A 26893-nucleotide genomic window follows, 5' to 3' on the forward strand; every position below is an offset into this window, starting at 1 on the left:
AACACGAAAATATCTATAATGTTTGATGTTATCAAACAGGTGTTTGAAAATCAAACGAGTGTTTGATTTATTCAGAATAAACATAAAAATTGAATGATGGGAGATGTTATGGAACGCGAATCAATGGAATTTGACGTTGTAATTGTTGGTGCCGGTCCTGCAGGCCTGTCAACAGCTTGTCAACTCATGAAGTTAGCACAAGAAAAAGAACAAGAACTCATGGTATGCGTAGTTGAGAAGGGCTCTGAGGTTGGCGCACATATTCTTTCTGGCGCCGTTTTTGAACCACGGGCATTAACTGAGCTGTTTCCAGATTGGAAAGAAAAGGGCGCTCCTTTAAATACCGCTGTTACCGGCGATGATATTTATTTATTTAAAGGCGAAGATAGCGCGATTAAATTACCTAATTTTAGTGTTCCTAAAACCATGCATAACGAAGGTAATTATATTGTTAGTATGGGTAATGTTTGCCGTTGGTTAGCTGAACAGGCCGAGCAATTAGGCGTTGAAATATTTCCTGGCTTCCCAGCACAAGACATTATTTATAATGAAGACGGCAGTGTTGGCGGTGTTATTACTGGTGATATGGGGCTCGACAAAGAAGGTAAGCCGAAAGATTCATTTATGCCAGGTATGGAGCTAAAAGCAAAATACACCGTGTTTGCTGAAGGCTGTCGTGGTCATTTAGGCAAAGAACTTATTGCTAAATTTGCGCTAGATGCTGATAAATCTCCACAACATTACGGTTTAGGCTTTAAAGAAATTTGGGATATTGCCCCAGAAAAGCATCAAGAAGGTTTAGTGGTTCATTCTGCTGGTTGGCCGCTGGAAAAAGACACCAATGGTGGTGGTTATTTATATCATGCAGAAAATAACCAAGTATTTGTCGGCTTAATTGTCGATCTTAGTTATAGCAATCCACATTTAAGTCCGTTTGATGAATTCCAACGTTACAAACATCACCCTAAGATTGCTCAATACCTTGAAGGTGGCAAACGTGTGTCTTATGGCGCAAGAGCTATGGCGAAAGGCGGCTTTAACTCATTACCTAAAATGACTATGCCTGGTGCTGTTTTGGTTGGTTGTGACGCAGGTACCATCAACTTTGCTAAAATTAAAGGTAATCATACCGCGATGAAGTCTGGCATGTTGGCGGCTGAAACTATTTTTGAAGCCTTAGCGTCGGGTGATGAAGGCGGTAAAGACCTCATCAGCTTTACAGATAAATATCAAAACTCCTGGTTATATGAAGAACTTTATAATACGCGTAACTTTGGCCCCGCTATGCATAAATTTGGCACCTTTTGGGGCGGCGCTTATAACACCGTAGACCAAAACATTTTTGGTGGTAAGTTACCGTTCAACTTTAAAGATGACAGCTTAGATCATGAGCAATTAAAGCTAGCGGCAGATGCTCCGGTGATTAATTATCCAAAACCTGATAATAAATTGAGTTTTGATAAACTGACATCAGTATTTTTATCGAACACCAACCATGAAGAAGAGCAGCCATGTCACTTAAAACTGGCTGATAGTAGTATTCCTATCGGTGTTAACTTAGTTAAATATGCTGAGCCTGCCCGACTTTATTGTCCTGCTGGTGTCTATGAAGTTGAAAGTACACCTGAGGGTGATAAGTTTGTTATTAACTCGCAAAATTGTGTGCACTGTAAAACTTGTGACATAAAAGATCCGAGCCAAAATATTACTTGGGTTACACCAGAAGGTACCGGTGGCCCGAATTACCCTAACATGTAATATTGTTGGTAATAAACGTAAAAAACCTGCAAAAAGCAGGTTTTTTTATGTTTACTCCGCTGTTAGCCATCCATGGCTTCACTATATTTAGTCGATCTGCACCTCCTTGAATGGTTAAATTTTTTATCGTAAAAATTAAGTGTCTACCCACTATGCAATTTCTCGATGACATGGTCATCTTAGCCATCGCAGATCTTACGAAATTAATGTTTTCTACAGTCTACGTTAAGCCACGAAGTTGATTTGACCTCGTCTGTGACCTTTCGGTAATTTCTTCCTCATTATTTTAATTTTTTTAATACTCCCTAGGTAAACGGTACTTAGTGGCTAGAAATTAGCTTAGACGAATCGAATACCAGGCTTAGTTTTTTATAATATATCAGTCTAATGAAATCGTATAATTGTACTAGGGTTAGTCTGTAGTCATACGAATGAAAGGTATTTTTATTTATCAACGTGTACTAAAAAATTAAGGATTATTTACTATGAACCTGTCTAAAGTTATACCTAAAATAATCGCAGTTCTACTCATTCCAATTTCAGTGTTTTGTGCTGCTGAAGAAAAGCCAGAAATGTTTGTTTATTCGACATATTTTAATTGCGAACCCGAGCAGGAGCCTGCTGTAGATGAACAAATTTTAAATAACTATGCTCCTATTTATAACGCAAGTGTTAAAAGTGGCACTATCGCTAACTGGGGTTGGCTAAAACACCATACAGGAGGACAATGGCGCCGAATTTTGTATCATTCAGCACCGAGCATCGACGCACTATTTGCTGCTCAAGATTCCATGAACGAAAAGTTCTCAGATGTTTTCGGGGATAGTATTGATGCCGTTGGCCGAGGCTGTAAATCCCATGAAGATTATATTTGGCAATATGTTACAGGTAGTCGGCCTGCTTTAGACGGTGCCACTCGCGGTAAAGCTAGTTTATCTGTTTACATGGAATGTAGCTTTTCAGGTGAAGAAGAAGCCGATGAAATTTTTAAAAAACATTTCGCGCCCGTATTTAATGCCGAAGTAGGTAAAGGTAAACTAACATCATGGGGTTGGATGTCTCATGTGCTAGGCGGAAAGTACCGTCGATTACAAACGGCCACAGCAGATAATTATTCTGATTTATTAAAAGCGCAAGAACGTATTCTTGATACGCTTTATGGCAAAAAGAATAAACATAGTGAAGAATTTAGTGAAATCTGTACCAGTCATCAAGATTATCTTTGGGATATAAGTAAAGAGTTGTAATGCTAGAGAGTTAATTACTGGTTTATTTTAATATTATTAGCCAATAATTAACTCTAATTTTTTCTATAACACAGTTTTAAATGTCTATTTTGAAGATTTATTGGGGGTAAATATCTTAGTAAGTTTATCTAACGCGCCTAGGTAAGCCCTAGATAGGTTAATTAGTTTCTATTAAGTTAAAATCGACTAAGGCTGGAATGCCCAGCTGTAGCTCGTTCTCAATCTGATTAAGTTTTATGAGGCTTGCACAAATGATTTCCGCTTTATTTTCCAGAGCGTTAGCTTGGTTACTAATATCAAGCTTTATATCATTTCCCATCATTTCAATGCGCTGGTCAAATGTTTCTACGCGTTGTTCAGTACTTTTTTCTTCTCGGTGAGTCATGGCTTCACCTACAGCAACTAAAATAGTACCGACAGAATCTGTAACAATAGTTTCAATTTCTTTTTCAAATTCCCCTGCAAAAATTTCATCAAAGTCATCAAAGTCTTGTGGCGCAATATAGTAGCTTTCATCACTATGATTAAAACGGGAACGCAATCGCCATTTCATCTCATCAAATTTATCTTGAAACTGTTGATGTGAGGCGCTGTTTTCACCCGTGAGACTGCTAATCACTTTATTGACTGCTTTCAGTCCAAGCTCTACTCCCTCAATGGCAATCGAGACAATAGCGGGTACTTGCGCTCTGATACCTATAGTGTATTCGCTTAACTGTTTTTTTTGTTCGTTACTAAGGGAGATCTCTCTGCCATTGACAAAAAGTTGATGCTGACCGTTTATTTGCACATAGGTTTGGCCCTTATTGATCATACGTATGTGTGCAGGATCAATAATTACGCCATAATTGAAATTAATATCGCATTGTTGAGCATTTACAGTACTCATAAATAAACAGCAAGCTAATAAGCTGCGGGCAAAAAATGCCATAGAAAACTCCGTATTTTCTGAAGGTTGTAGTGGAGGCTTTTATAATCAAACTATTGGATTGATATGAACTTGGCGTTTATTGTATTTGAAGCGACTTGGGCCATATTCACGACGAGTTCTCTCTTGGAAATCACCAACGATTATTTGCACGCCATGATACACTCTTTCGTTTGCTTCAACATAGACACTGTTCATGTATTCTTGAAGTACTTCTTCAAGTGATTCTTTTTCAAAAAGTAAATCAGCTGTTTTTCTCGCATGATGCTTATAGGTAGTGACTACTTTGGCTAACATTTCTGGTTTAGCTTTTTCTTTAGGAAGTTTTTTTAGTTTCAGTGCGGCGACTCTTAATTCTAAAGATTGGTCAGATTCGCTTTTGATAGATAAGTCAATTTCTGCAATTTTATCTAAGTAAGCGTTCATTTTATCTGTAAAGGTAATAACAGTGAACCCGCCGGCTGTTGCACCTATTGTGCCTGCACGCACTGACTCGCCTGCACTGACATAACCCGCAATAAGTTTACCATTCGCTTTATCTTTGTTGCCAACCCAGAGGGTTTTATCAACGATAATGATGTTGTGCATTATTTGATTTTCAATGCGTAAAGAATCACAGCTGATATCGGCATATTGACTGTACTTGGCATAAACCTTCCCTCCAGCTTTTATATTAACGCTCAGGTTTACTTGAGAAGATTCGAGTGCGTCTACTTCTTGTTTCTTACCAATAATGCCAGTGCCAATTGTGATGTCTCTACCAGCATCTAGTGTGGCTGACTCAACAAAACCACCGATTGAAATGTCGCCTGTTGCGGTTACTTTCATACCTTCGCCAACGTCACCGTCAATAATAACACTACCTTTAAACTTAACATGGCCGGTGCTGACATCAACCTTCTTAAGGTGATAAACACTATCAACCTCCATGCCATTTTCAATAATTCGAGGCAGGCCCACTAAGGTAGAAACTAAAATACTAGTGTTTTTTTCGCTTAAAACTGTGCCATCACCAATACGCATTTCAATATCATTGCCTGGTGAGGGCTCTAATACTTCTCCCGTTACGGTATAGCCTGGAATACCATCGGTATGGGGGATTTTTTTCGCGAGAGGATCGCCTATTTTTACGCAGATAATATCGCCAAGATCACGCATATCAACACTGCCATCTTCACGCTCTTTAGGGCGTAATATTCTATCTTGTGCACTTTGAACTAAATGTTTAATGTAAGCGTCTTTACCATCGATAGGCAATTTTCCGCGAGCTATTTCACCTTTAACTATCGAACCTGCGGGTTCTTTAGTTGCTCGCTCAGCAATTTTGACTAATTGATCTTTACTAAAACCTTTACACACATTTGCAGCTTGAGCTGCATCAAGTATTTCTTTTGCGCTAAAGTGTTTGCCTCCAAGTGCGGTAGTAATTTCCGCAGAAGCTGACATGTTGTCACTATCAATCTCAAACGCTACCGTTGCATCCCGTCGCTCAAGTATTTGGTATTTTATTTCACGACCTGTATGGTTTTCTTGTAAAGGCTTTAATACACTTTTAAGTTCAGCAATAGCATTTTTAATATTACCATTGACAACAAATAGGTCACTGTAGACAGAATTTTCAACTAGCTCATGGATATCAGCTTCCGTTAGCGGGGTCTGAGTTTTTACAGGAGACAGCACTAGGTCAATGTTTTTCTTATCGTTACTTTTTAAACTTGCCTTAGTCACACGCGTATAACTCCGTTATATACAAAATTTATCGCTGGTTAAATATAATTTTGTTGATGAACTTTAATAAAATTTATAGTGCCTACTTTCGAATAGTCTAATTTATATTCTTTATTGTCTAATGCTTGAACAAATACTAAGGTTTTTTCTTCGCCAAATACTTCAGCTGTACTCACATCGACAAGCTCTTGGTAGGCTTTTTTCGCCTCAGAGCGTTTAGTTGGCATAACACCATCATATAAATCAATGCCAGCATGGCTCACCATCACTACAGGATGATTACCATTAACCATAAGTAGATCAATTTTTCTATTTTTATGAATAATGGTGTTTCGACCACTGGTTATAAAATTTTTTTCGTTCAAAGTATTCTCCTTTTTGGAAATAAGTTATTAGGTACTTGTTATTTTTAACATTTAAGTACAGTTAACTTTTATCAAATCTACTATTGAAATTTATGGCTTTAAGTATATGTGCTATCAGCAATAATTAAAGACTCCAAATATATAAACATTTAAATTACTAAGCAATATAAAACCTAGCACTTACCTGAATATAGCCTTATAAATCCATACATATCTCACTAATTAGTGGATCATTTCTACTGGTTAAAATAATACACTACTTCGGTTTTAATTATTATCTCTGTATGGATGCAGCTTATTAGGCAGTGCAGGAGATGTATTGTCCGTAACAACTATTTAATGAATTTGTTATAACTCACTTGGTCATAGTGCGGACTTTCTTGGCTATTTATTAATTTTCGACGGACTAAATCTAAACTTCGAGCCGCGACAATTTGCTGGAAATATTGCCTCGCGACAGGGATACAATAATACTTAGCATGCAAAGCTTGTTGGTTGCCCCAAGCGATCCAAACTGAGCCAACAGGTTTATCTTTCGTACCGCCATCGGGCCCTGCTATACCGGAAACAGCGATGACATAATCGGCATTCGACTTTGCCAAAGCACCTTTGGCCATCGCTAACACAGTTTCTTTGCTAACAGCGCCATGGTTAATTAGCGTTGCTGCTGGTACATCAATCATTTTACTTTTCATGTCATTTGAATAGGTGACGAAACCTGCTTCAAACACTGCTGAAGCACCAGGAATTGCGGTAATTTGGCTCGCAATTAAGCCACCAGTACAAGATTCTGCAAGGGTGATTCTTTGCTGTGACTTCATCAGTAAGGGCACAAGGTAATCAGCGATAGTTATATGGTTAGTCTTGCCCGTTGATAGAATATGGTCACCTAATAAGTCACGCAATTTATTCTGCCATTGCGGTAATATTGCCTTCCCTTTCTGGCATTGAGCGCTCAACTTTATTTCAAGCACAGGCATCGCCGCGCGGAATCCAATTTCTATTTCATTTGGCCAGTCAGGGAGGTTGTCATTCACTAAAGCCTGTAAGGTTGATTCACCAAGACCAAAGGTTTGGAAACGAACAAGGCTATGCTTGGTAGGTATCGGAAATAGTTGCTGTAAGTTAGGAATTATTTCATCTTTTAGCATGTGAGTTAATTCACTTGGCACCCCTGGAGTACAAATAATCAGGCATTGGCCTAACTTAATACTAAAGCCAACCGCACTGCCTGTTTCATTAGCAACAATTTCACAACCTAAAGGTAAATAGGCTTGCTTTAAATTAGGTTTATTGAGTTTGGCGTTTCTTCGCTTGGCCCATTTTTGTAAATGCAAATGAGCATCAGGGTTGAGGTGCAGATCTACGCCGCATGCTTGGGCTAATGCTTGTGATGTTAGATCGTCAATAGTTGGGCCTAAGCCACCGTTAATAATCAGTACTTCTGCTGTTTGACTAAGTTGAACTATTTCTGCCTGTAAAAGTAGTAAATCATCAGCAATGGTGACTTTTTTTCTGATAGTTAAGCCAATGTCATTGAGCTGTTGTGCAAACATTACTGAATTTGTATCAATAACATCGCCATTCATCAATTCATTACCGGTTAATAAGATGTTTACTTGAGTAGTCATACGGCTCCAAAGCTCAATTACACTGTGGTTTATGTTAACGAAAAAACTTAATAATTGCGCAGTAAATTTATTTATAATATTTCGCCTATTTTTTACACGGCTAATGATTTGAACTATTCTATTTATAGTAGGTGGAGTGTTGAGTAAATGAGGAGGGGATCAATTGAAGAAAAAAAATAATTTATGGCTATTAAATACGTTACTGATTTCCTTTGTTGTTTTGCCATTATTTGGCCTTAACAACTTACAAGCTAAAGAATATGTGATTGGTGTCGAGGATGTGAGTTATTATCCTTTGTATGATTTTTCTATCGAGGGAGTTGACCGCGATAGCTTTACTAAAGAATTGTTAAGCACATTTTTTCGCCATCAAGGTTATAAATACAAATTTGTCGCACTACCGGTGAAGCGATTCGATAAATGGTATGTTGAAGAAACAATAGATTTTAAATTTCCCGATAATGAACGTTGGCGATCTGGTGAAAGTAAAAAATTAAAGCTGACTTTTAGCCAACCAGTTTTGTATTTAATTGCGGGTACCTTCGTGTTGAAAAAAAATAAAAATAAGCCTCGTGAGGCCATTAAACGTTTGGGAACGATTTTCGGTTTTTTCCCAACACTTTGGTACGACAGAGTAGATAATAATACCATTGAATTAGTTGAAAATTCTTCCTCATATAGTTTAGTTAAGCATTTATTGTATGATAATATTGATGCGGTCAATATTGAAAGAAATGTGATTGATTACAATCTTAAGTTATTAAACAAAGCTCAAGACGCGGTTGTACTGAATAAACATATTCAACATCAGCGTTATGCTTTTCATTTTTCTACTATTTTACACCCCAAAATTATTCAAGAGTTTGATCAGTTTTTGAATGACCATAGCCAGCAAATAGCTGACTTGAAAAATAAATATGGCATTGTTGAAACATCAGCAACCTTTTAGCTTTTATACCCGTGAAATTAATAAGACGTTTTATAAAATGACCCAGAAGATACAGTCGTACAATCGAGCACTTTTGTTTGGTAAGTGGTATCGCAGCGAACGAGACAACGAAGGCTATTTGTTTACCGAGTTTGCCGAAATATCGGCTGATGGCCGCTATGAGTTTACTTTTATTCAACATGACGACCATGGCACAGTTTCAGAGCAATCGGTTGAGTCAGGTGATTGGGGTTTGGTTGGAGATATCCATTTTACAATTAGTAAGAGTGAATTCATCAACGACGAACATTATGCGGCTGATTTAGAACATGATGATAACTACCACGCCTATCGGGTATTGACATTAAATAGCCTAATTTTTGAATATCAACACATCTTGAGCAATGAAGTGTTTATCCTACGTCGAGTTATTGATAATATTGCGCTAAGTTAAACTTATTTAACCAAGGCGCAGAAGAAAACCGCCTCCTTGTCACCAGTTTCCATTAATCACTTTTTTGAGAGTTCGGATGAAGCAATTTAAAGCAGCCAGTTTAATGACGGCAATTAAAACACCATATAATGCCAAAGGCGAGATAGATTTTAATACTTATGATCAACTAGTTGCTGAGCAAATTAAAGCAGGTGTTGATGGTATTGTGGTTGGTGGTACAACTGGTGAAGGACACTTACTTACTTGGGAAGAACATTTAATTCTTATCGCTCATAGTGTTCACAAACATGGTAAAGATTTACTGATTATTGGCAATACCGGAAGCAACAACACTCGAGAAGCTATTAAAGCAACGCAATATGGATTTGCCGCGGGTATGGATGCGACACTGCAAATTAATCCTTATTACGGTCGTAGCTCAACTGCGGGTGTAAGTGCACATTTTCATAAATTGTTTGATATTGGACCGGCCTTTATTTACAACGTGCCAAGTCGCACAGGCCAGGATTTAACACCCGATTTAATTGAGCCGCTATCAAAGCATAAAAACTTTATTGGTGTGAAAGAGTGTACCGGTAATGACCGTATAGCTTATTATGAAGAGCGAGGCATTGCTTGTTGGTCAGGTAACGACGACGAAAGTGCAGCGGGGCGTCATCAGCACGGTTCTCACGGTGTTATTTCTGTAACGTCGAACCTTGTCCCAAGTTTGATGAGACAGTTGATGGATGCACCTAATGATAGCTTACAGCAACGTATGCAACCGTTAATGGAATGGCTTTTTTGCGAACCTAACCCTATTGCTATTAATACCGCACTTATGATGACAGGTGCAGTTGCTCCTATATTCAGAATGCCTTACCAAGCATTAACTAAAATACAGCGTGAACAAGGTTTAGCGCTGCTTGCTGAATTGGCTAAGGATGAGGTAGTTGGCGATAAACTTATGTTAATGGCTGATGATGACTTCAAATATTGTTGCTAATTTAGTTAGCTAGCTTTCGTTGCTTTATGACCGTAAAATTAAAAAACAGTGAGCTTATGCTCACTGTTTTTTTTAGGACTTTTATATTATAAATTAATCAGAGATTGAACTAGTCACGTAATTTTTCTAATTGCGGTCGTAACGCTTCGGGAATAGAAAATGTTTGCTCCACATGTTTTATTGGGCAGGTAAACTTCAGCTGTACAGCGCATAATTGCAGATTTACTTGTTGATTTGTAGCGTTGATTTTACTTAGCGCCGATGCGCTGCCATGCAGTCGATCACCCACTACGGGCAAGCCGATGCTAGCTGCGTGTATGCGTATTTGATGTTTGCGACCGGTTTCAATGTTTACTTGCACTAAAGATAAATGCTTTTCTTGATTATATTCAAGGTTTAGGAAATGGCTACGAGCAGCCTTTTCATCAATCGCCGAGTCAATTGTTTCTGGTTGTGGTCGCTGTTGGTGATCGCCGTGGACAATAATGTGATAGGTTTTTTCTATTTGATGTTGCTCAAACATTAAACTTAACGCCCGTGTTGCGCTTTTACTATGGGCCACTAAAATTAAACCTGTGGCGGCGCGATCAAGGCGATGAACCGGAAAAACCGCACGTTCAGGCAGTAAGTTTTTTTGTGCCCAGCGCGTTATGGTGCAGTGATCACTCCATTTAGATCCTTGAGATAACATACCATAAGGCTTATACCAAACACTGTAATCAGTTAAGTCTGCTATTAAAGTTGCGGGTGTCGGCATTTGCGATAGAACAGTTGCGTCATAATAAAAATGCAGTTTATCGTCTAAATGTAACTTTTTTTTCAGCCGACGACAGCGTTGCGTTGTTTTACCTCTGCTATGCCATAAGGCACCTTTGTCTATCGCTTTTTTTATTTCACCGACCGTTAGGTCACATTGAATTTGCAGCGCTTCCACTATACTTATCGTGCGATCAATATTGATATGGCATTCAAATTTTTTCAAAACAAATCTACTTAATAAACTTATATCAGGTAGTTTAACAAATTTATTGCCTAAATTGGCATATCTGAAGGCAACGGGTAATTTAGCAAAATAAAATAACTGACAAAACTTTAGTATTGGTTTAATTAAATTAAATTAAATTCAGCGTGGTCTTTAACTTCAGACAACGATAAAATACGCGTTAATACAACTTAGGAATATATAAAAATGCAACGTAATGAAGAATTATTTCCACTCGACAATGTCGGTAACGCTTTATGGCAAATGTTAGAAGGTGGTGATGATTTAACACTTGAAAGAGAATTCGAATTTTCGGTTATTTTTTCTGATCAAGAGCAGGCACTAAAGTTTGGTCAATTGTTATTAGAAAATAATCAAAAACTATCATTTTGTCCCTATCAAGGCGATGACGCTTTTCCGTGGGAAATCACAGCCTATCCATTTATGTCAGCAAGCTATGAAAATATTGCGGCTTATCAAGAGTTATTAACCACCAGTGCAACACCGTTTGCAGGTAAGTATGACGGTTGGTACTGTGTTGATAACAGTAATACAAAGTAATACCAAAATAGAGGAATACTATGGATGTTCAACAGTTTGACCGTCTGAAAAATGTTAGCGCTAAGTCATTTAATGATCAAAAAGCTTTAATCAAAAAAGTGCTGGCGGGACGAGACATTGCCTGTAAGCAGTGCGGAACATTTATAAGAGTTACTTTGCCTGAAGATAAAAAAATCACCGGCTTATTTTGTGCAAAAGGCTGCACAAATATCGCTTTAGATTTTGTATTATAAAAAGCTAAAAAGCTACGACTGACAAGTGGTGATATTACTTAGCTTAAAGCTCATCATCTGTTTTACAAAAATGTCGCAATGTCTTCAAGTTTTTTCTTGCTCATGGCGTGATGTGGCACGGTAGCGTTTTCGCTCGGATAACCAGCAATGATTAGCATGTAAGGGCGACTATTTTCATCACGGTCACATACTTTTGTCAAAAATGACATAGGCTTTGGTGTATGGGTTAACGTTACTAAGCCGCTTGAATGCAAAGCATTAATTAAAAAGCCGGTAGCGATCCCCACTGACTCATGTACATAGTAATTGGTGTTTTTATCTTCGACAGCAATGCCGCCTTTTTTCTCACTGAAAACGGCAATTAACCAGGGCGCATGCTCTAAGTACGGTTTATTAGCATCTGTACCTAACGGTTTTAACGCATCTAACCATTCCTCACCACCTCGGCCTTGATAAAAGTTACTTTCGTGAATTTCTGCTTGTTGGCGGATTTGTTTTTTAACGTCGTGACTACTGATGGCGACAAAATGCCATGGTTGATGGTTAGCTCCGCTTGGCGCGGTTCCTGCGGCTTTAATACAGTTTTCAATAATGCGTTTTGCAACAGGGCGGTTACTAAAACTGCGGACACTATGGCGGCGTTTAATATTTTCATAAAAATCAGCAGAACGCTGTAACATTTCGTCACTTGTGTATTCAATATAATCGCTTAAAGGCGATGAGTCATGGGCTTTCATAAGACTTGCTGCTCTTAATATTATTTCTTTCTAGCTTATCGATAAAGTTAGTCATAAAGCAAGTTTATGTAGAAATAATACCATCAAACAATAGTACAAATATCAGTATTAAATACAGTGGGAATACTGACTTAATAATCTTGATGTTTTTGATTAGATAACTGAATGAAGTAGTTATTCAGCCCAGTAAACCGGCGTGTGACCTCTGCTTTATAAACGCCTAGACAAAGAAAAATTGTCATAATTAGGCTAATAACGGGCAAGTTAGTCGCTTGGAGATAGGCAGATATTAGGGTTGTGATAACAGCACCAACCACAAAATAGCTCAACGTGATCCGTAACCATACATAGGCTGCAATCATCATGCTCTGTAAATCGAGAGGTTTTAACGGCGTCGCAGTTTTCATTGCTAATGTTCTTTTAGAGTACGTAAATTATGTGTCACTGAGTATAGTTAACTAAACTGGAATATATAAGTTAATTTTTATTCCTAAATGGTATATGAAAGAGGTTTAGTTTATAAACTTACGAGTGCGATGCAAAGTGAGGAGTTAAAAACATTTTATTTCAATAATTTAAAATTATTTGTGTTGGATTATTTTTGTTCGATTATTGACAAGGTACAAAAAGTTTTAAATTATTTTTAGCTCGCTTACAGCATAATTTCCTACGAAGCGATTTAAATAGACTAAAATTATTGGGCGAACTACTTAGGGATAAATAAGGTTTTAAGATGAAAAACTTTAAAAATATTTTAGTGATTGCTGAAGATATCGGCCTAAACCAAACCTTATTGCTTAAAGCGTTGAGGATTGCACACAGTGCAAAAGCAAATTTAACGATCATAACCAATAAGCATGATAAAGAAATAGAGCAGCATCTCGAGCTGATTTATCAGCAAAAGACTACAAGCTCAGCCATGTTAAACGGATATAATCCAGGAAAATTGGAAATTGATATCAATATAAAATATTGCTCAGCACCATTTTCGCACCAAGATGTCTTGGCTGAAGTGACTAATCATAGTTATGATCTATTGATTAAAGACATACATGCCGCACATTTTCGTTGGGGTTTATCTTGGTCTGATAACCATTATTTATTGCGTGAAGGTAAGACTAATCTTTTGCTCGTTGGTGAAACACAGTGGCCAGAAAGTGGCAATATTTTAGCGGCATTAGAAACAGAAGAGTCGACAGATAAACACCAAAAACTGAACCAGTTTATGATTGATGAAAGTCGTTATTTGGCGGGGCTTTTAAACAGTGAAGTTCATTTAATTAACTGTTATCAAGAACAACCCAGTATTTCATTAGAAGATCGCTTATTTGAGGAAGGTGTTGAAGAGCCTTCACAACAGCACTGGCGTCATTTAAAAAGCTCTGCATCTAACTTTGATGTAGAACAAGATCATATGCACGTTGAACCAGGCTTGCCGGAGTTTGTGATTCCGCATGAAGCGAAAAAATATAATGCTGACATTGTTACTTTAGGTGCTGGTGAACATCATGGTTTAATTGATTTACTTAAAGGGCATTCTACAGATTATGTACTCGAAGGGCTTTCTTGTGATGCACTTATTTTAAAAGCAAATGTATGTAATTAATTATTACGCCATAAGAAAAAAGCGCCAAATGGCGCTTTTTCGTATTATACACAGTAACTTATTTATTATAGCGGTAAGTCTGTGAGCTTAACCTATAAACTTACGTGCGTTTCTAAACATGCGTACCCAAGGCGAATCTTCTTGCCATTCATCAGGGTGCCATGAGTTAGCCACTGTGCGGAATACACGTTCAGGGTGCGGCATCATAATGGTTACTCGACCATCTGTTGTTGTTAGTGCCGTAATACCATCAGGTGAGCCGTTCGGGTTAGCCGGGTAAGTCTCAGTGATATGACCATAGTTATCAACAAAGCGCATAGCTACAGTGCCTGATTCGTTTGCCGTATCAATATCATCATCTGATTTAAACTCTGCACGACCTTCACCGTGTGAAACGGCGATAGGCATACGTGAACCTTCCATACCATCAAAGAAGATAGACGGGGTAGGTTGGATTTCAACTAAGCTAAATCGAGCTTCAAAACGCTCTGACTTGTTTTGTACAAAACGTGGCCAAGCGTCAGAACCAGGGATGATTTCTTTTAGGTTAGACAACATTTGACAGCCGTTACACACACCTAGCGAGAACGTATCTTCACGTTCGAAGAAGGTTTTGAACATGGTTTTGGCATCTTTGTTGAACAATATTGATTTTGCCCAACCTTCACCAGCGCCAAGCACATCACCGTATGAGAAACCGCCACAAGCCACTAAGCCATTAAAGTCAGCTAAATCAGTACGGCCAGATAAAATGTCTGACATATGTACGTCAACGGCAACAAAACCTGCACGATCAAATGCCGCAGCCATTTCTACATGTGAGTTGACGCCTTGTTCACGTAAAATAGCAATGCGAGGGTTAGTTGCATGCTGAGCATCTTTTGCTATTAAACCAGCAACAATATCTTCATTGATATCAAAACTTAAATCAGCACTTAGGCCTGGATCTTCAGTATCAAACTTAACATCATGTTCTTGTTGAGCACATTCTGGATTGTCACGTAACGACTGCATTTTATGGGTGGTTTGTGCCCAGGTAGTGCGGTAATAAGTACGAGAGTTTTCTAGCACAACTTCGTTGTTACGGGTAAAGCGGATAGTATCTTCGTTATTAATTCGGCCAATGTCCGTGCAACAATCTTCAATACCAAATTCAGCAAAAACGGCGTGGATAGCATCAACGTCACTTTCGCGAATTTGAATTACTGCGCCAAGTTCTTCATTAAATAATACATCAACATCGTTGCCTGATGCTGAAGTCAGTTTACTTAAGTCAATATCAACACCGGTATGGCCAGCAAAAGCCATTTCAACCACAGTAGTGAATAAACCGCCATCCGAAATATCATGGTATGCAATCAGTTTTTCATCACGCACGAGTGTTTGCATGGCGTTGAAGAAGCCTTTTAAGGTTTCAGAACAATCTACATCTGGGGTTTCATTGCCAAGGTGTTTATAAACCTGAGCTAAACATGAACCGCCTAAACGCTGTTTACCTTTTGATAAGTCAATGGCAACGATGCGAGTCTCACCTTGATCTATTCTTAATTCAGGTGTTACGGTTTTACGAATGTCTTCAACAACACCAAAAGCGGTGATAATTAACGACATTGGAGACGTTACAGATTTCTCAGCACCATTTTCTTCCCATTTGGTTTTCATCGACATAGAGTCTTTACCAACAGGAATCGTTAAACCAAGTGCTGGGCAAAGTTCTTCACCAATAGCTTTAACCGCTTCGTATAAACCTGCATCTTCACCTGGATGACCCGCAGGAGACATCCAGTTAGCTGAAAGCTTAATACGGTTCAAATCACCAATATCAGTACCGGCAATGTTAGTTAGCGACTCAGCTACTGCCAAACGTGCTGAAGCGCCAAAGTTTAATAAGGCAACGGGTGTGCGCTCACCCAACGACATAGCTTCGCCGTGGTAAGAATCAAGCGCTGAAGCGGTAACACCACAATCGGCTACAGGTACTTGCCAAGGGCCAACCATTTGGTCGCGATTAACCATACCGGTTACCGAGCGATCGCCAATAGTAATTAAGAAAGTTTTTTCTGCAACAGTAGGCAAAGATAAAATACGCTCAGCTGCATCAGCTAACGTGATGTCAGTAACGCTAAAGTTATCGCCAGTGGCTACTTTTGTTTCAACGTCTTTGAAGATTTTAGGCGTTTTACCTAATAAAACTTCAAGTGGTAAATCAATCGGTGTGTCTAACTTATCGTTACCAGCAAAATGTGAGTCAGTAACGATTAAGTGTTCTTCTTCGGTAGCACGACCAACCACAGAAAATGGTGCGCGTTCACGAAGACATATTTGTTCAAATGTGGCTAAGTTTTTATCTGATACAGCGATAACATAACGTTCTTGAGATTCGTTACACCAAATTTCATGAGGTGCCATGCTACGTTCATCATTCGGTACGTTACGCAGTTCAAAAACACCACCACGGCCGCCATCAGAAACTAGCTCAGGAAAGGCATTAGATAAACCACCCGCGCCAACATCATGAATGAAAGCAATAGGGTTTTCTTCGCCTAACTGCCAACACTTATCAATAACTTCTTGGCAACGACGTTCCATTTCAGGGTTTTCACGTTGCACGGAAGCAAAATCTAAACTCTCAGCAGATTGACCTGATGCCATTGAAGAAGCGGCACCGCCACCTAAACCAATGTTCATTGCAGGGCCACCAAGGGCAATTAAATGAGCGCCAACAACTATTTCGCGCTTTTGTACGTGTTCGTCACGAATATTACCTAAGCCACCGGCCAACATAATGGGCTTATGGTAACCACGGACTTCGCTACCGTTAAACGAGTTAACTTGTTCTTCGTAGGTACGGAAATAACCTAAAATAGCTGGGCGACCAAACTCATTATTAAAAGCTGCGCCACCTAATGGGCCTTCCGTCATAATATCTAAGGCTGAAACGATACGATTGGGTTTACCAAAATCAGTTTCCCATGGTTGTTCAAAACCCGGAATACGTAAGTTTGAAACTGAAAACCCCACTAAACCCGCTTTGGGTTTTGAACCAATACCGGTTGCGCCTTCATCACGAATCTCACCACCTGAACCAGTTGCAGCGCCCGGGTAAGGAGAGATAGCAGTAGGGTGGTTGTGAGTTTCAACTTTCATTAAAATTTGGATGTCTTCATGGTGATAGTCATAAACATTCGTTTCAGGATTTGGGAAGAAACGACCGCCTTTGTTACCCACCATAACCGCCGCGTTGTCTTTATAAGCACTTAAAACAAAGTCAGGGTTGACTTCATGGGTATTGCGGATCATTTTGAACAACGATTTCGGCTGTTTTACACCGTCGATAGTCCAGTCGGCGTTAAATATTTTATGACGACAATGCTCTGAGTTTGCTTGGGCAAACATGTAAAGTTCAATGTCGTGCGGATTACGACCAAGTTTGCTGAAGTTTTCAAATAAGTAGTTAACTTCATCTTCGGCTAGGGCTAGACCCAGCTCAATGTTGGCTTGAACTAAAGCGTTTTTGCCGCCGTGTTCGATGTCAATGCTGGTAAGTTCACCTGGCTCTGCACTAGCAAAAAGCGCGCTGGCTTCATTGATGTCAGTGAAAATTGATTCCATCATGCGATCATGAATCAAATTATTTAATGTCGATTGTTGCGCTGGCGTTAATGGCTCGTCGTTTTCGGTGCTGACGTAGTAAGCTAAGCCGCGCTCTAGGCGAATAACCTTACTTAAACCACAGTTGTTTGCAATGTCGGTAGATTTTGATGACCAAGGAGAGATCGTGCCAGGTCGTGGTGTTACTAATAAAAACTGCCCAACGGGGTCATGTTCTTCAATTGTAGGGCCATACTTAAGAAGTTGCTGTAAAACCGAGGCTTCTTCAACGTCTAAATCTGCTGAAACATGAGCGAAATGGGTAAATTCAGCATAGATATCCGTGACCGGCAGTTGCAGCTCAGAACACTGATTTAATAGCTTGTTTACTCTAAAATCAGATAGTGCTGGCGCACCGCGAAAGGTTTTCATCAACATCGACATAGTCTATTTCACCGGGTTATATTAATTAATAAAATTAAGGATAAAAAACGCGCGTATTATAGATGAAACAGGACAATTAGAGAAATGATTTGTCTCCTTTTAGCCGAATTTTCTGAGGGCAAAATGTGTCACTGCGCAAAAATAGCTTTTTAAATAACTCAATAAACGTGACAATAGACATTATGATAAATACACAAATAAAATCATTTGCTATTAAAGTTAGCTTGAATAAGCTGTTGGCCTTGTTTCTAGTGCCATGTATATTCATGTTGTCTGCTTGTGAATCGCACAAAGCGTCTGCAAATTTGCAGCGTATTATTGATCGTGGTTATTTAACCGTAGGCACACTTTATGGTAACACTAGCTATTACCTTGACGCCGAAGGGCCCGCAGGTTTTGAATATGAACTTGCGCAAAAATATGCCGAATATTTAGGTGTCGAATTAAAAATGATGCCTAGTTATAATTTAAATGATTTATTTCAACAGCTTGATAATGGTAGCGTTGATATACTCGCTGCTGGGCTAGCGGTAACTGATGAGCGTCTTAAAAATTATCATTTTTCACCAAGTTATGATGATGTTAGTCAAAAGCTAGTTTTTAAGCAGGGTAATATTAGACCACGCACATTGGCTGATTTAACGGGTACGTTAGAAGTATTAGAACACTCTAGTCACGTAGAAAGTTTATCACAATTAAAATTATCTAATCCGGAACTGACATGGTCGACAACCAGTGAATTAGATAGCGAAGAACTTTTATTGCGTGTACTTTCTGACGAAATTGATTACACCATTGCAGACACGAATACTTTGGCCGTTAGTCGCCGATATTATCCTGAAATCAGTATAGGCTTTACTATTCGTAAAGAAGAATCATTAGCTTGGATGATCAATAAACATAGTGACGATTCTATTTTTGCCAGCGTAATTGAGTTTTTTGGGCAAGTTCATCATAACGGTGTATTGTTGGCTTTGAATGATAAACATTATGGCCATATTGAAGAATTTAATTATGTCGATACACGTATGTTTATTAAGGCTATTGCAAATAAATTACCCGAGTATCAACCACTTTTTGAAAAATATGGACAAGAGGTAGACTGGCGTTTGTTAGCGGCTATAAGCTATCAAGAGTCGCATTGGGAACCTCATGCCCGCTCTTATACCGGTGTGCGAGGTATGATGATGCTAACCTTGCCGACCGCAAAACAAATGGGCATAAAAAGTCGTTTAGATGCTGAACAGAGTATTCGTGGTGGTGCAAAATATTTTAAGCAAATGATTGCACGTATGCCAGCACGAGTTCCCTCTCCAGATCGACTTTGGTTTGCGCTCGCTTCATATAATATCGGCTTAGGGCATTTAAATGATGCTCGTAAAATTACCAAGCAACAAGGCGGAGATCCTGACCGTTGGGTGGAAGTGAAGGAGCGCTTGCCGTTACTAAAACAGAAAAAATATTATAAAAAAACTCGCTATGGTTACGCTCGTGGCGACGAACCGGTTAATTATGTTGAAAATATTCGTCGTTACTATGATACATTAACTTGGATGGATGATCAGGCCAAGCATAGCGCAGTGAAAAGTGAGTTGGCGGTGAATGAAATACATTAGACAATGTTAGGACGCTCCAGAAACATTATCTGCTATTTCATCAAAGTGTCATAAATGCGAGTGATAATAGTAAATATTGTTAGAGTGACATAGTGTTTAGGGAATATTTAAGTAATATATAATACAGGTATATTTAGATATATATATTATGCGCCTACACTTATCTAATGAGTTAAACGTACGCCAAGGAGGTGGATATGAAAATTAAAAAGTGTTTAGTAAGTAACCAAAGAAAAAGAACATTACATCGTAACAAAGTCAGATTAGCTAACCGTCGACATACTCAGTTTGCATCTGAGCAGTTTCATAACGAAACACCATCAGTAAACGAAAATAACGAGTTAGAGAACTCCTAACTCGTAAAATTGAAATGAAATACTGCATTGTTATAAACGTGCTTGCCAAGAACTCAATCCATTTGGCTAAGTGCCTTTTCCCTGCCTAAAATAGACCAGATCATCAGTGGAATTTTTCGTGGTTAAAATTTTTATTAGTTCATTCTACGATATAGAGTTAGCTTATAACTGTGATTTTCTTGCTTGTTTTTCGGCTTTTTTTTCCGCTCTTCTCCGTTTAAAAAAAGCTGAAAGCATAACGCTACATTCGTCGGCTAAAAGGCCTGATTCTGTATTCACTTGATGATTATGCTTTTCATGGTTTACTAATGAAAATGCGCTGCCAGCTGCTCCTGTCTTTAAGTCTTCACTAGCAAAAACTAAACGATTTATACGGCTATGTACCAACAAACCTGCACACATAGGGCAAGGTTCAAGGGTGACATATAGCGTGCAATCGAGCAGACGATAATTGTGTAAGTTTTTGCCTGCATCACGAATTGCCATCATTTCGGCATGTGCTGAGGGGTCATTATTCATGATCGACTGATTAAAGCCTTCGCCCACAATTTCCCCTGCATAAACTACCACTGCACCTACCGGTATTTCATTATGGCTGTCTGCAATGCTAGCCAGTTCAATAGCTCGGCGCATAAACTTAATGTCGAGTTCAGAAAAGCCGTCATCACTTGGTTGACTGATGATTTTAGTGATAAGTTTATCTGTTGAGGTACTTTTCATAAATTATAAAAACATTTCTAATAAATCGTTAAGGTATCTATGCCCAAGCTTGCTAACTGACCATTGTGTGCCATTAAATTCCATTAAGTTTTTATCTTGAGCTTTTAATAATGTAGGTAAAACACTATCGATGCTTAAACCCGTAAAAGCTTGATATTCTTCAAGTGAGAAACCAGAAAACAGGCGCAAACGGTTCATCATGTATTCAAAAGGCAACTCTTCAGCACTCACCGTATGCAGTTTATCAAGTGCTTTTCTGCTGGTATCTAAATACCCTTTTGGATGTTTTACTTTCACCGTCCGGTGAATAGTTTTGTTTGTAACATCAGTAATTTTACCGTGAGCACCGCAGCCAATACCGAGATAATCGCCAAACTTCCAATAGTTAAGATTATGCTGACATTGAAATTCAGGCTTGCTGTAGGCTGAAATTTCATATTGTTGATATCCGGCTTGATTCAATAACGCAATGCCTTGGTCTTGAATATTCCAAAGTACTTCATCTTGCGGGAGTTTTGGTGGCCTAGAATGAAACGCAGTATTGGGCTCAATGGTGAGTTGATACCAAGAAATATGGCTTGGATTTAAACTAATCGCTGTTTTTAAATCATCAAGTGCATGGGCTACCGTTTGTTCAGGTAAGCCATGCATTAAGTCAAGATTGAAGCTTTTTACGCCACATTCGCTGGCTAAGTTTGCTGCTATTTTGGCTTGCTCGCTATCATGAATCCGACCTAGCTTAATTAATTTATCAGAGGCAAAGCTTTGCACCCCGATAGATAATCTTGAAACACCGCCATTAAAAAAGCCAATAAATTTTTCTGCTTCAACGGTGCCAGGGTTCGCTTCTAAGGTAATTTCGATATCGGCTTTATGTTCAAAACGCTGTAATACTTCAGTTAATAGCTGATCGATAGCGGGGGCTGAAAATAAACTTGGCGTACCGCCACCAATAAAAATTGAATGCAAAGGTCTGTTATTCAGACTAAAACGTTCAATGTCACTGTCTAAATCAAGCAGCAATTGTGCAATATAGTCTTGCTCTGGAATCGCGTGTTTTAATGCGTGAGAGTTAAAGTCACAATAAGGGCATTTTTCAACACACCAAGGTATGTGAATATATAACGAGAGTGGCGGCGCAATTAACATCTTACGCTAATACTGCTAAAAGCTGCGGCACAAGTTTCTGCAGTGCTTGGCCACGATGGCTAAGTTGATTTTTTAAATCTCGTGGTAACTGTGCTGATGTCATTTGGTGATCTGCTTGCCAAAATACAGGATCGTAGCCAAAACCTTGCTCACCTACTTTATCTCTAGCGATAGTGCCGTGCCAAACACCATGACAAATGAGTGGGGTTGGATCATTTTCATGACGCATATAAACCAGAACACAGTGAAAACGCGCGGTGCGCTTATCATCAGCAACATTTTCTAGCGCATTTAAAAGCTTGTTAGTATTATCATCATCACTAGCGTTTTCACCAGCATAACGCGCGGAATAAACCCCAGGTGCGCCGTTTAAAGCGTCAACTTCTAAACCAGAATCATCAGCAATAGCGGGTAGACCCGTAATTTTTGCTGCATGACGCGCTTTTATAATCGCGTTTTCAACAAAGGTAGTGCCAGTTTCAGCAACATCAGCAACATTGAATTCGCTTTGTGGCTTAATTTCAATATTTTGTGCTGCCAACAAACTTGCCAGCTCGTTCACTTTACCTTTGTTACCTGTTGCTAATACGATAGTGGTCATGAAAACACCTTATACTTTTACATTACGCGCTTAAATATTTAATCTAAATAAGCCATTTACCAAGTATCGATACCAATTAGTTAGTATGCGATGAGATAAATTAATTAAAACAATGGCGCGCATAATACCTTAATCTGCAGTAAAGGGGGAGCGTCAAACACTGAATTTTGCAGTACACATGAGGAATTATGTTGTTCAGCTAGATATAAAAGCTTAGCGCAAGTAGTGTGGTAATATTGGCTGACGAATAGCCGCTATGTAATCCATTAATGGTCAATAAAAAAGCGGCAAATCAATTGCCGCTTTACTATAATAAATTAGCCTAAAGGCTTTATTTAATTAATCTAAACTTAATCAATCTAAACTTAATCCACATAAAATTTTTGTGTGAACTTTAAGTTATGCTGTTTACCTTTGTCGGTGATATTAATATCAAAGTATATGGTTTCTTTGTTGGTATAACTGACCTGCGCTAGATAATAAATCGCGTCGCCTTCTTTTACTTCCATAAAATCTAGTGATTTAATTTGTCCAACATCATTACGCGCTCTACCGCTTATATTGACCATTTTAGATGGATGACTGGCTTGTGTATTATCAAGCACTGAAATATTAATCAAACCTTTATAACGGCTTCGTTCAATACCATAAGCTTTAGCAATTTCTGGCGTTAAAAAAGTGGAGCCTAAAGCAATATAATGAACATTTATGTCATCCATTTTTTTCATATTTTCAGCATTAACAGACCCCATAAACGCTACGGCTAAAAAAGCTATTATCCCGAGTTTACTGATGAATTTTTTCATGTTTTTGACCTTATAATTTAAGTCGTTCTTGTTAAGTATATACGACGATATTCATTAGGATAAAATAACGTTTATAGCATCGACCAATATGGCACCCAACCGCCAAGTAAAATATTAATTACATTTAATAATAAAAAGGCGATAAGCACTGATAAATCAAGGCCACCAATGCTAGGAATAATACGTCTTATTGGAGATAATATCGGCGCTGTCAATTGACTGAAAATCATTTGAGTTGGGTTGTAACCTTGCACTACCCAGCTCATTAACGCCATTACAAGCATAATAATAAACAGCAATACACCGGTTTGCTTAATGAGATAAATTAATCCTAAATATAAAGCAGAAAGAATATCAATTGGGCCGCCATTGAGTAATGGAATAATGATAAAAGTTAAGGTAGCGAAAATATAAGCTAACACAATAGTCGCTAAATCAACGCCACCTACACCTGGAATAATGCGGCGCAATGGGATAACTAACGGGTTACTCACTTTAACAATAAACTGACTAAGTGGATTGTAAAAATCAGCGCGAACAAGTTGTAGCCAAACTCGCAACACTAAAACCATCAGAAATGTGTCAAAAGCAAATTTAAGCAAGTAATTAATTGCTTCCATCGAAAACTCCAAAATTTTAATTTATAATATAAAAAAACTAAAATAATCAGTATTTTACTGACTATTTAAATATTTAATACTTCAAGTGTGCTGATAGTAATACTATTAAGCCGTTTTCGCCATTTCTTTAGCGCGATCTACGGCACAATTCATGGCATTGGATACCAGCTTTTCTAAACCACCATCAATAAAAGAGGTTAATGCTGCTTGGGTTGTACCGCCTTTAGAGGTAACGTTTTCGCGCAGTTTGCCAATAGGGAGTTTATTTTCAATCACCATTTTAGCGGCACCTAACGCGGTCTGTTGTACTAGCTCTCGACTATCTTGCTCACTAAAACCGTAAGCTATAGCCTGCTTTTGCATCGCTTCCATAAACAAGAAAAAGTAGGCTGGGGCTGAGCCTGACACAGCAATAATATGATCAATTTGTTCTTCAGAAGTTAACCATTTAACGATGCCAACAGACTCCATAAGTGTGGTTGTGAAAGCTTTTTCTTCTTCAGTCGTGTGAGCGTTAGCATATATTCCAGATACCCCACAACCGAGTTGTGCCGGGGTGTTTGGCATAGTTCTGATCACAGTGCAGGGCTTAACTAACGCAAGCTCTATTTGCTTAATGGTGCATCCTGCTGCAACAGAGATAAAACATTTATCGGTAATATCGATATTTTTACCTAAATGTTGGCAAACTTCTTCAATAAGGTAAGGCTTAACGCCAAGCACAATAACGTCAGCAAAAGTTGTGGCTTCAATATTACACTGTGTTTGCTTAATACCATGCGCTGCTTGCAGTGCTAAACGCTTTTCTGCTGAAGGATTTGATACGATAATATGTTCAGGATTAAAACCGCCATTTATCAGTCCCGAAATAATTGCACCGTTCATGTTGCCTGCGCCAATAAAAGCTATTTTTTTCATAATTTTCCTATCAAGTATTGCTGATTCAATGAGTATAATTCTTTGTTCAAATATCAAAATTCTATCTATGTTAAATCCACCACTATTACTAGTAGGAACTTAATTTGTCCTATTGTACTATTTTTTTGGCTGACTTATTTAGCTTCTAGCGCCAAATATTGCTGAACCTATGCGAACCATGGTAGATCCTGCATTAATTGCAAGTTGCAAATCCGCTGACATACCCATTGATAAGGTGTCCATGCTTAGGTATTGCTTTTTAAGTTTCAAAAATAAGTTTTGCATCTCGATAAAGCTTGCTTGAGAAGCATTTTTTTCTGGAATTGCCATTAATCCCCGTAAGCATAAATTGTCACAATTTTCGATAGCAGCAAGTAGTGCAGGAAGCTCTTGAGGTAAAACGCCCGATTTACTTAATTCGCCACTAATATTCACTTGTAAACAAATGTTTAGCACGGTATCTTGACCAGACCTATGCTCGTTAAGGCGTTTTGCAACTTTGATTCTATCTACACTATGTACCCAAGAAAAGTGGCTGGCAATTAACTTGGTTTTATTCGTTTGAATTGGGCCAATAAAATGCCACGTTATATCCGTCTTATTTTGCAATGCGGTAATTTTTTCAACCGCTTCTTGTACATAGCTTTCGCCAAAATTTCGTTGCCCAGCGCTGTAAGCTTGTTCGAGCAATTCAATAGGCTTAGTTTTACTAACGGCAAGCAAAGTAACTTCATTAGCGTTGCGTTTAGCGTGCTGACAAGCAGAAGAAATTTGCAGTTCTACAGCAGCAATATTATCTTTAATAGCAATCATATTGTTTATTTCAGTTCTCAATGACTTATTCAGTTGTTAGTTAATTATTAATTAGACTCAGAGGTTTGTATGGATATTACCGAATTACTCGCATTTAGTGTGGAAAATAATGCTTCAGATTTACATTTATCAACCGGAACACCCCCATCTATACGCGTCGATGGCGACGTGCGTAAGCTAAATATACCAGCATTTGACGAAAAAGATGTCAACGCTTTGGTCTATGATATTATGAATGATCGCCAACGCAAAGAATATGAAGAAAATTTAGAGGTCGATTTCTCTTTTGAAGTGCCAAATTTAGCACGCTTCAGGGTCAATGCCTTCAACCAAAACCGTGGTCCGGCAGCTGTATTTCGTACCATTCCTAGCAAAATATTGTCATTAGACGATTTAGGTTGTCCTGATATATTTCGCGATATTTCAGAATTACCTCGTGGCTTAGTTTTGGTTACTGGCCCTACGGGTTCAGGTAAATCAACCACGCTCGCGGCGATGGTTGATCATATAAATAAAACTAAACACGATCATATTTTAACCATTGAAGACCCAATCGAATTTGTTCATCAAAACCATTCATGTTTAATTAACCAACGTGAAGTACATCGCGATACCTTAAGTTTTAGCGCGGCATTACGTTCAGCGCTACGTGAAGACCCCGATGTTATTTTGGTTGGTGAGATGCGTGATTTAGAAACTATACGTTTAGCGATGACCGCTGCTGAAACCGGCCATTTAGTTTTTGGTACTTTGCATACAACCTCAGCGCCAAAAACTATTGACCGTATTATTGATGTATTTCCAGGTGAAGAAAAAGCCATGGTACGTTCAATGCTTTCAGAATCATTACGTGCGGTAATTTCTCAAACACTGGTTAAAAAAGTAGGCGGTGGTCGTGTAGCTGCGCACGAAATTATGATGGGTGTGCCAGCAATTCGTAACCTTATCCGTGAAGATAAAATTGCGCAAATGTATTCTGTTATTCAAACCGGTATGTCTCATGGCATGCAAACTATGGATCAATGCTTACAAAACCTAGTCAGTCGAGGCATGATCACCAGACAAGATGCTATGGACAAAGCACAAGATAAAAACCAATTTAGCGGTTACTAGTAT

At 38.6% G+C, this 26893-nt stretch carries 26 protein-coding genes; 11 read left to right on the forward strand and 15 right to left on the reverse strand.

Annotated elements, in window-relative coordinates:
• Nucleotides 1-108: 108 nt before the first annotated feature.
• Together B5D82_RS03810 and B5D82_RS03815 are read left to right on the forward strand one after the other, a co-directional pair.
• Entirely contained in the window at nucleotides 109-1758 is a 1650-nt protein-coding gene (locus tag B5D82_RS03810) for an electron transfer flavoprotein-ubiquinone oxidoreductase (RefSeq protein ID WP_081149367.1), read from the forward strand.
• A gap of 485 nt (nucleotides 1759-2243) precedes the next feature.
• Entirely contained in the window at nucleotides 2244-3005 is a 762-nt protein-coding gene (locus B5D82_RS03815; RefSeq protein ID WP_081149369.1) for a hypothetical protein, read from the forward strand.
• 157 nt (nucleotides 3006-3162) lie between these two features.
• Here B5D82_RS03815 and B5D82_RS03820 read toward each other — a convergent pair whose 3' ends face one another.
• The 4 genes from B5D82_RS03820 to B5D82_RS03835 form a co-directional block, all read right to left on the reverse strand.
• A complete protein-coding gene (locus B5D82_RS03820; RefSeq protein ID WP_081149371.1) occupies nucleotides 3163-3936 on the reverse strand; it encodes a DUF2884 family protein in 774 nt (257 codons plus the stop codon).
• Between the two features lie 45 nt (nucleotides 3937-3981).
• Nucleotides 3982-5661, reverse strand: coding sequence for a flagellar assembly protein A (locus B5D82_RS03825; RefSeq protein ID WP_081149372.1), 1680 nt, complete (start codon nucleotides 5659-5661; stop codon nucleotides 3982-3984).
• A 38-nt stretch (nucleotides 5662-5699) separates the two neighbouring features.
• Nucleotides 5700-6026, reverse strand: a complete 327-nt coding sequence (locus B5D82_RS03830; protein ID WP_081149374.1) for a hypothetical protein — start codon at nucleotides 6024-6026, stop codon at nucleotides 5700-5702.
• Nucleotides 6027-6358: 332 nt separating this feature from the next.
• Entirely contained in the window at nucleotides 6359-7657 is a 1299-nt protein-coding gene (locus B5D82_RS03835; protein ID WP_081149376.1) for a CinA family nicotinamide mononucleotide deamidase-related protein, read from the reverse strand.
• A 163-nt stretch (nucleotides 7658-7820) separates the two neighbouring features.
• Here B5D82_RS03835 and B5D82_RS03840 point away from each other — a divergent pair, with 163 nt between their 5' ends.
• The 3 genes from B5D82_RS03840 to dapA all read left to right on the forward strand — a co-directional run bounded on the left by B5D82_RS03840 (nucleotide 7821) and on the right by dapA (nucleotide 10024).
• Complete coding sequence (locus tag B5D82_RS03840) at nucleotides 7821-8606, forward strand: hypothetical protein (protein WP_081149377.1); 786 nt, start codon at nucleotides 7821-7823, stop codon at nucleotides 8604-8606.
• A 37-nt stretch (nucleotides 8607-8643) separates the two neighbouring features.
• Entirely contained in the window at nucleotides 8644-9039 is a 396-nt protein-coding gene (locus B5D82_RS03845) for a hypothetical protein (protein ID WP_081154288.1), read from the forward strand.
• A 76-nt stretch (nucleotides 9040-9115) separates the two neighbouring features.
• The gene (dapA, locus tag B5D82_RS03850; RefSeq protein WP_425429876.1) at nucleotides 9116-10024 is read left to right on the forward strand and encodes a 4-hydroxy-tetrahydrodipicolinate synthase; all 909 of its coding nucleotides are present in this window, start codon (nucleotides 9116-9118) and stop codon (nucleotides 10022-10024) included.
• Nucleotides 10025-10133: 109 nt separating this feature from the next.
• Here the strand turns inward: dapA and B5D82_RS03855 are convergent, their stop codons facing one another.
• A complete protein-coding gene (locus B5D82_RS03855) occupies nucleotides 10134-11006 on the reverse strand; it encodes an RluA family pseudouridine synthase (protein WP_094122760.1) in 873 nt (290 codons plus the stop codon).
• 207 nt (nucleotides 11007-11213) lie between these two features.
• Between B5D82_RS03855 and B5D82_RS03860 the strand changes: the two genes are divergently transcribed.
• A complete protein-coding gene (locus tag B5D82_RS03860; protein WP_081149382.1) occupies nucleotides 11214-11567 on the forward strand; it encodes a ribonuclease E inhibitor RraB in 354 nt (117 codons plus the stop codon).
• Between the two features lie 20 nt (nucleotides 11568-11587).
• Nucleotides 11588-11800: a hypothetical protein gene (locus tag B5D82_RS03865; protein WP_081149384.1), complete on the forward strand. Its 213-nt coding sequence runs from the start codon at nucleotides 11588-11590 to the stop codon at nucleotides 11798-11800.
• Nucleotides 11801-11862: 62 nt separating this feature from the next.
• Here B5D82_RS03865 and B5D82_RS03870 read toward each other — a convergent pair whose 3' ends face one another.
• Both B5D82_RS03870 and B5D82_RS03875 read right to left on the reverse strand, forming a co-directional pair.
• Nucleotides 11863-12537, reverse strand: coding sequence for a nitroreductase family protein (locus tag B5D82_RS03870; protein WP_081149386.1), 675 nt, complete (start codon nucleotides 12535-12537; stop codon nucleotides 11863-11865).
• A gap of 131 nt (nucleotides 12538-12668) precedes the next feature.
• The gene (locus B5D82_RS03875) at nucleotides 12669-12944 is read right to left on the reverse strand and encodes a hypothetical protein (RefSeq protein ID WP_081149387.1); all 276 of its coding nucleotides are present in this window, start codon (nucleotides 12942-12944) and stop codon (nucleotides 12669-12671) included.
• A gap of 326 nt (nucleotides 12945-13270) precedes the next feature.
• Here B5D82_RS03875 and B5D82_RS03880 point away from each other — a divergent pair, with 326 nt between their 5' ends.
• On the forward strand, nucleotides 13271-14143 hold the full coding sequence (locus tag B5D82_RS03880) for a universal stress protein (protein ID WP_081149389.1): 873 nt from the start codon (nucleotides 13271-13273) through the stop codon (nucleotides 14141-14143).
• 87 nt (nucleotides 14144-14230) lie between these two features.
• Here B5D82_RS03880 and purL read toward each other — a convergent pair whose 3' ends face one another.
• Nucleotides 14231-18166: a phosphoribosylformylglycinamidine synthase gene (gene purL / locus B5D82_RS03885; RefSeq protein ID WP_081154289.1), complete on the reverse strand. Its 3936-nt coding sequence runs from the start codon at nucleotides 18164-18166 to the stop codon at nucleotides 14231-14233.
• 194 nt (nucleotides 18167-18360) lie between these two features.
• On the opposite strand from purL, the gene mltF reads away from it, so the two are divergent.
• Together mltF and B5D82_RS19835 are read left to right on the forward strand one after the other, a co-directional pair.
• Entirely contained in the window at nucleotides 18361-19794 is a 1434-nt protein-coding gene (gene mltF / locus B5D82_RS03890) for a membrane-bound lytic murein transglycosylase MltF (protein WP_081154291.1), read from the forward strand.
• Nucleotides 19795-19991: 197 nt separating this feature from the next.
• On the forward strand, nucleotides 19992-20150 hold the full coding sequence (locus B5D82_RS19835; protein WP_157673835.1) for a hypothetical protein: 159 nt from the start codon (nucleotides 19992-19994) through the stop codon (nucleotides 20148-20150).
• A gap of 162 nt (nucleotides 20151-20312) precedes the next feature.
• Here the strand turns inward: B5D82_RS19835 and tadA are convergent, their stop codons facing one another.
• The 7 genes from tadA to B5D82_RS03925 all read right to left on the reverse strand — a co-directional run bounded on the left by tadA (nucleotide 20313) and on the right by B5D82_RS03925 (nucleotide 25777).
• Complete coding sequence (tadA, locus tag B5D82_RS03895; protein WP_216629017.1) at nucleotides 20313-20870, reverse strand: tRNA adenosine(34) deaminase TadA; 558 nt, start codon at nucleotides 20868-20870, stop codon at nucleotides 20313-20315.
• A gap of 3 nt (nucleotides 20871-20873) precedes the next feature.
• Entirely contained in the window at nucleotides 20874-22019 is a 1146-nt protein-coding gene (gene hemW / locus B5D82_RS03900; protein ID WP_081149390.1) for a radical SAM family heme chaperone HemW, read from the reverse strand.
• Between the two features lies 1 nt (nucleotide 22020).
• Complete coding sequence (locus B5D82_RS03905; protein ID WP_081149392.1) at nucleotides 22021-22620, reverse strand: XTP/dITP diphosphatase; 600 nt, start codon at nucleotides 22618-22620, stop codon at nucleotides 22021-22023.
• 365 nt (nucleotides 22621-22985) lie between these two features.
• On the reverse strand, nucleotides 22986-23426 hold the full coding sequence (locus B5D82_RS03910) for a DUF4426 domain-containing protein (protein WP_081149393.1): 441 nt from the start codon (nucleotides 23424-23426) through the stop codon (nucleotides 22986-22988).
• 71 nt (nucleotides 23427-23497) lie between these two features.
• Nucleotides 23498-24046 (reverse strand): YggT family protein, encoded by a 549-nt coding sequence (locus tag B5D82_RS03915; protein WP_081149395.1) that lies wholly within the window; start codon nucleotides 24044-24046, stop codon nucleotides 23498-23500.
• A 105-nt stretch (nucleotides 24047-24151) separates the two neighbouring features.
• Complete coding sequence (gene proC / locus B5D82_RS03920) at nucleotides 24152-24964, reverse strand: pyrroline-5-carboxylate reductase (protein ID WP_081149397.1); 813 nt, start codon at nucleotides 24962-24964, stop codon at nucleotides 24152-24154.
• Nucleotides 24965-25102: 138 nt separating this feature from the next.
• Nucleotides 25103-25777, reverse strand: coding sequence for a YggS family pyridoxal phosphate-dependent enzyme (locus B5D82_RS03925; protein WP_081149398.1), 675 nt, complete (start codon nucleotides 25775-25777; stop codon nucleotides 25103-25105).
• A 69-nt stretch (nucleotides 25778-25846) separates the two neighbouring features.
• Between B5D82_RS03925 and B5D82_RS03930 the strand changes: the two genes are divergently transcribed.
• A complete protein-coding gene (locus B5D82_RS03930) occupies nucleotides 25847-26890 on the forward strand; it encodes a type IV pilus twitching motility protein PilT (protein WP_081149400.1) in 1044 nt (347 codons plus the stop codon).
• The last annotated feature ends 3 nt before the right edge of the window (nucleotides 26891-26893 follow it).

Source organism: Cognaticolwellia beringensis (genome assembly GCF_002076895.1).
GTDB classification, from domain to species: domain Bacteria; phylum Pseudomonadota; class Gammaproteobacteria; order Enterobacterales; family Alteromonadaceae; genus Cognaticolwellia; species Cognaticolwellia beringensis.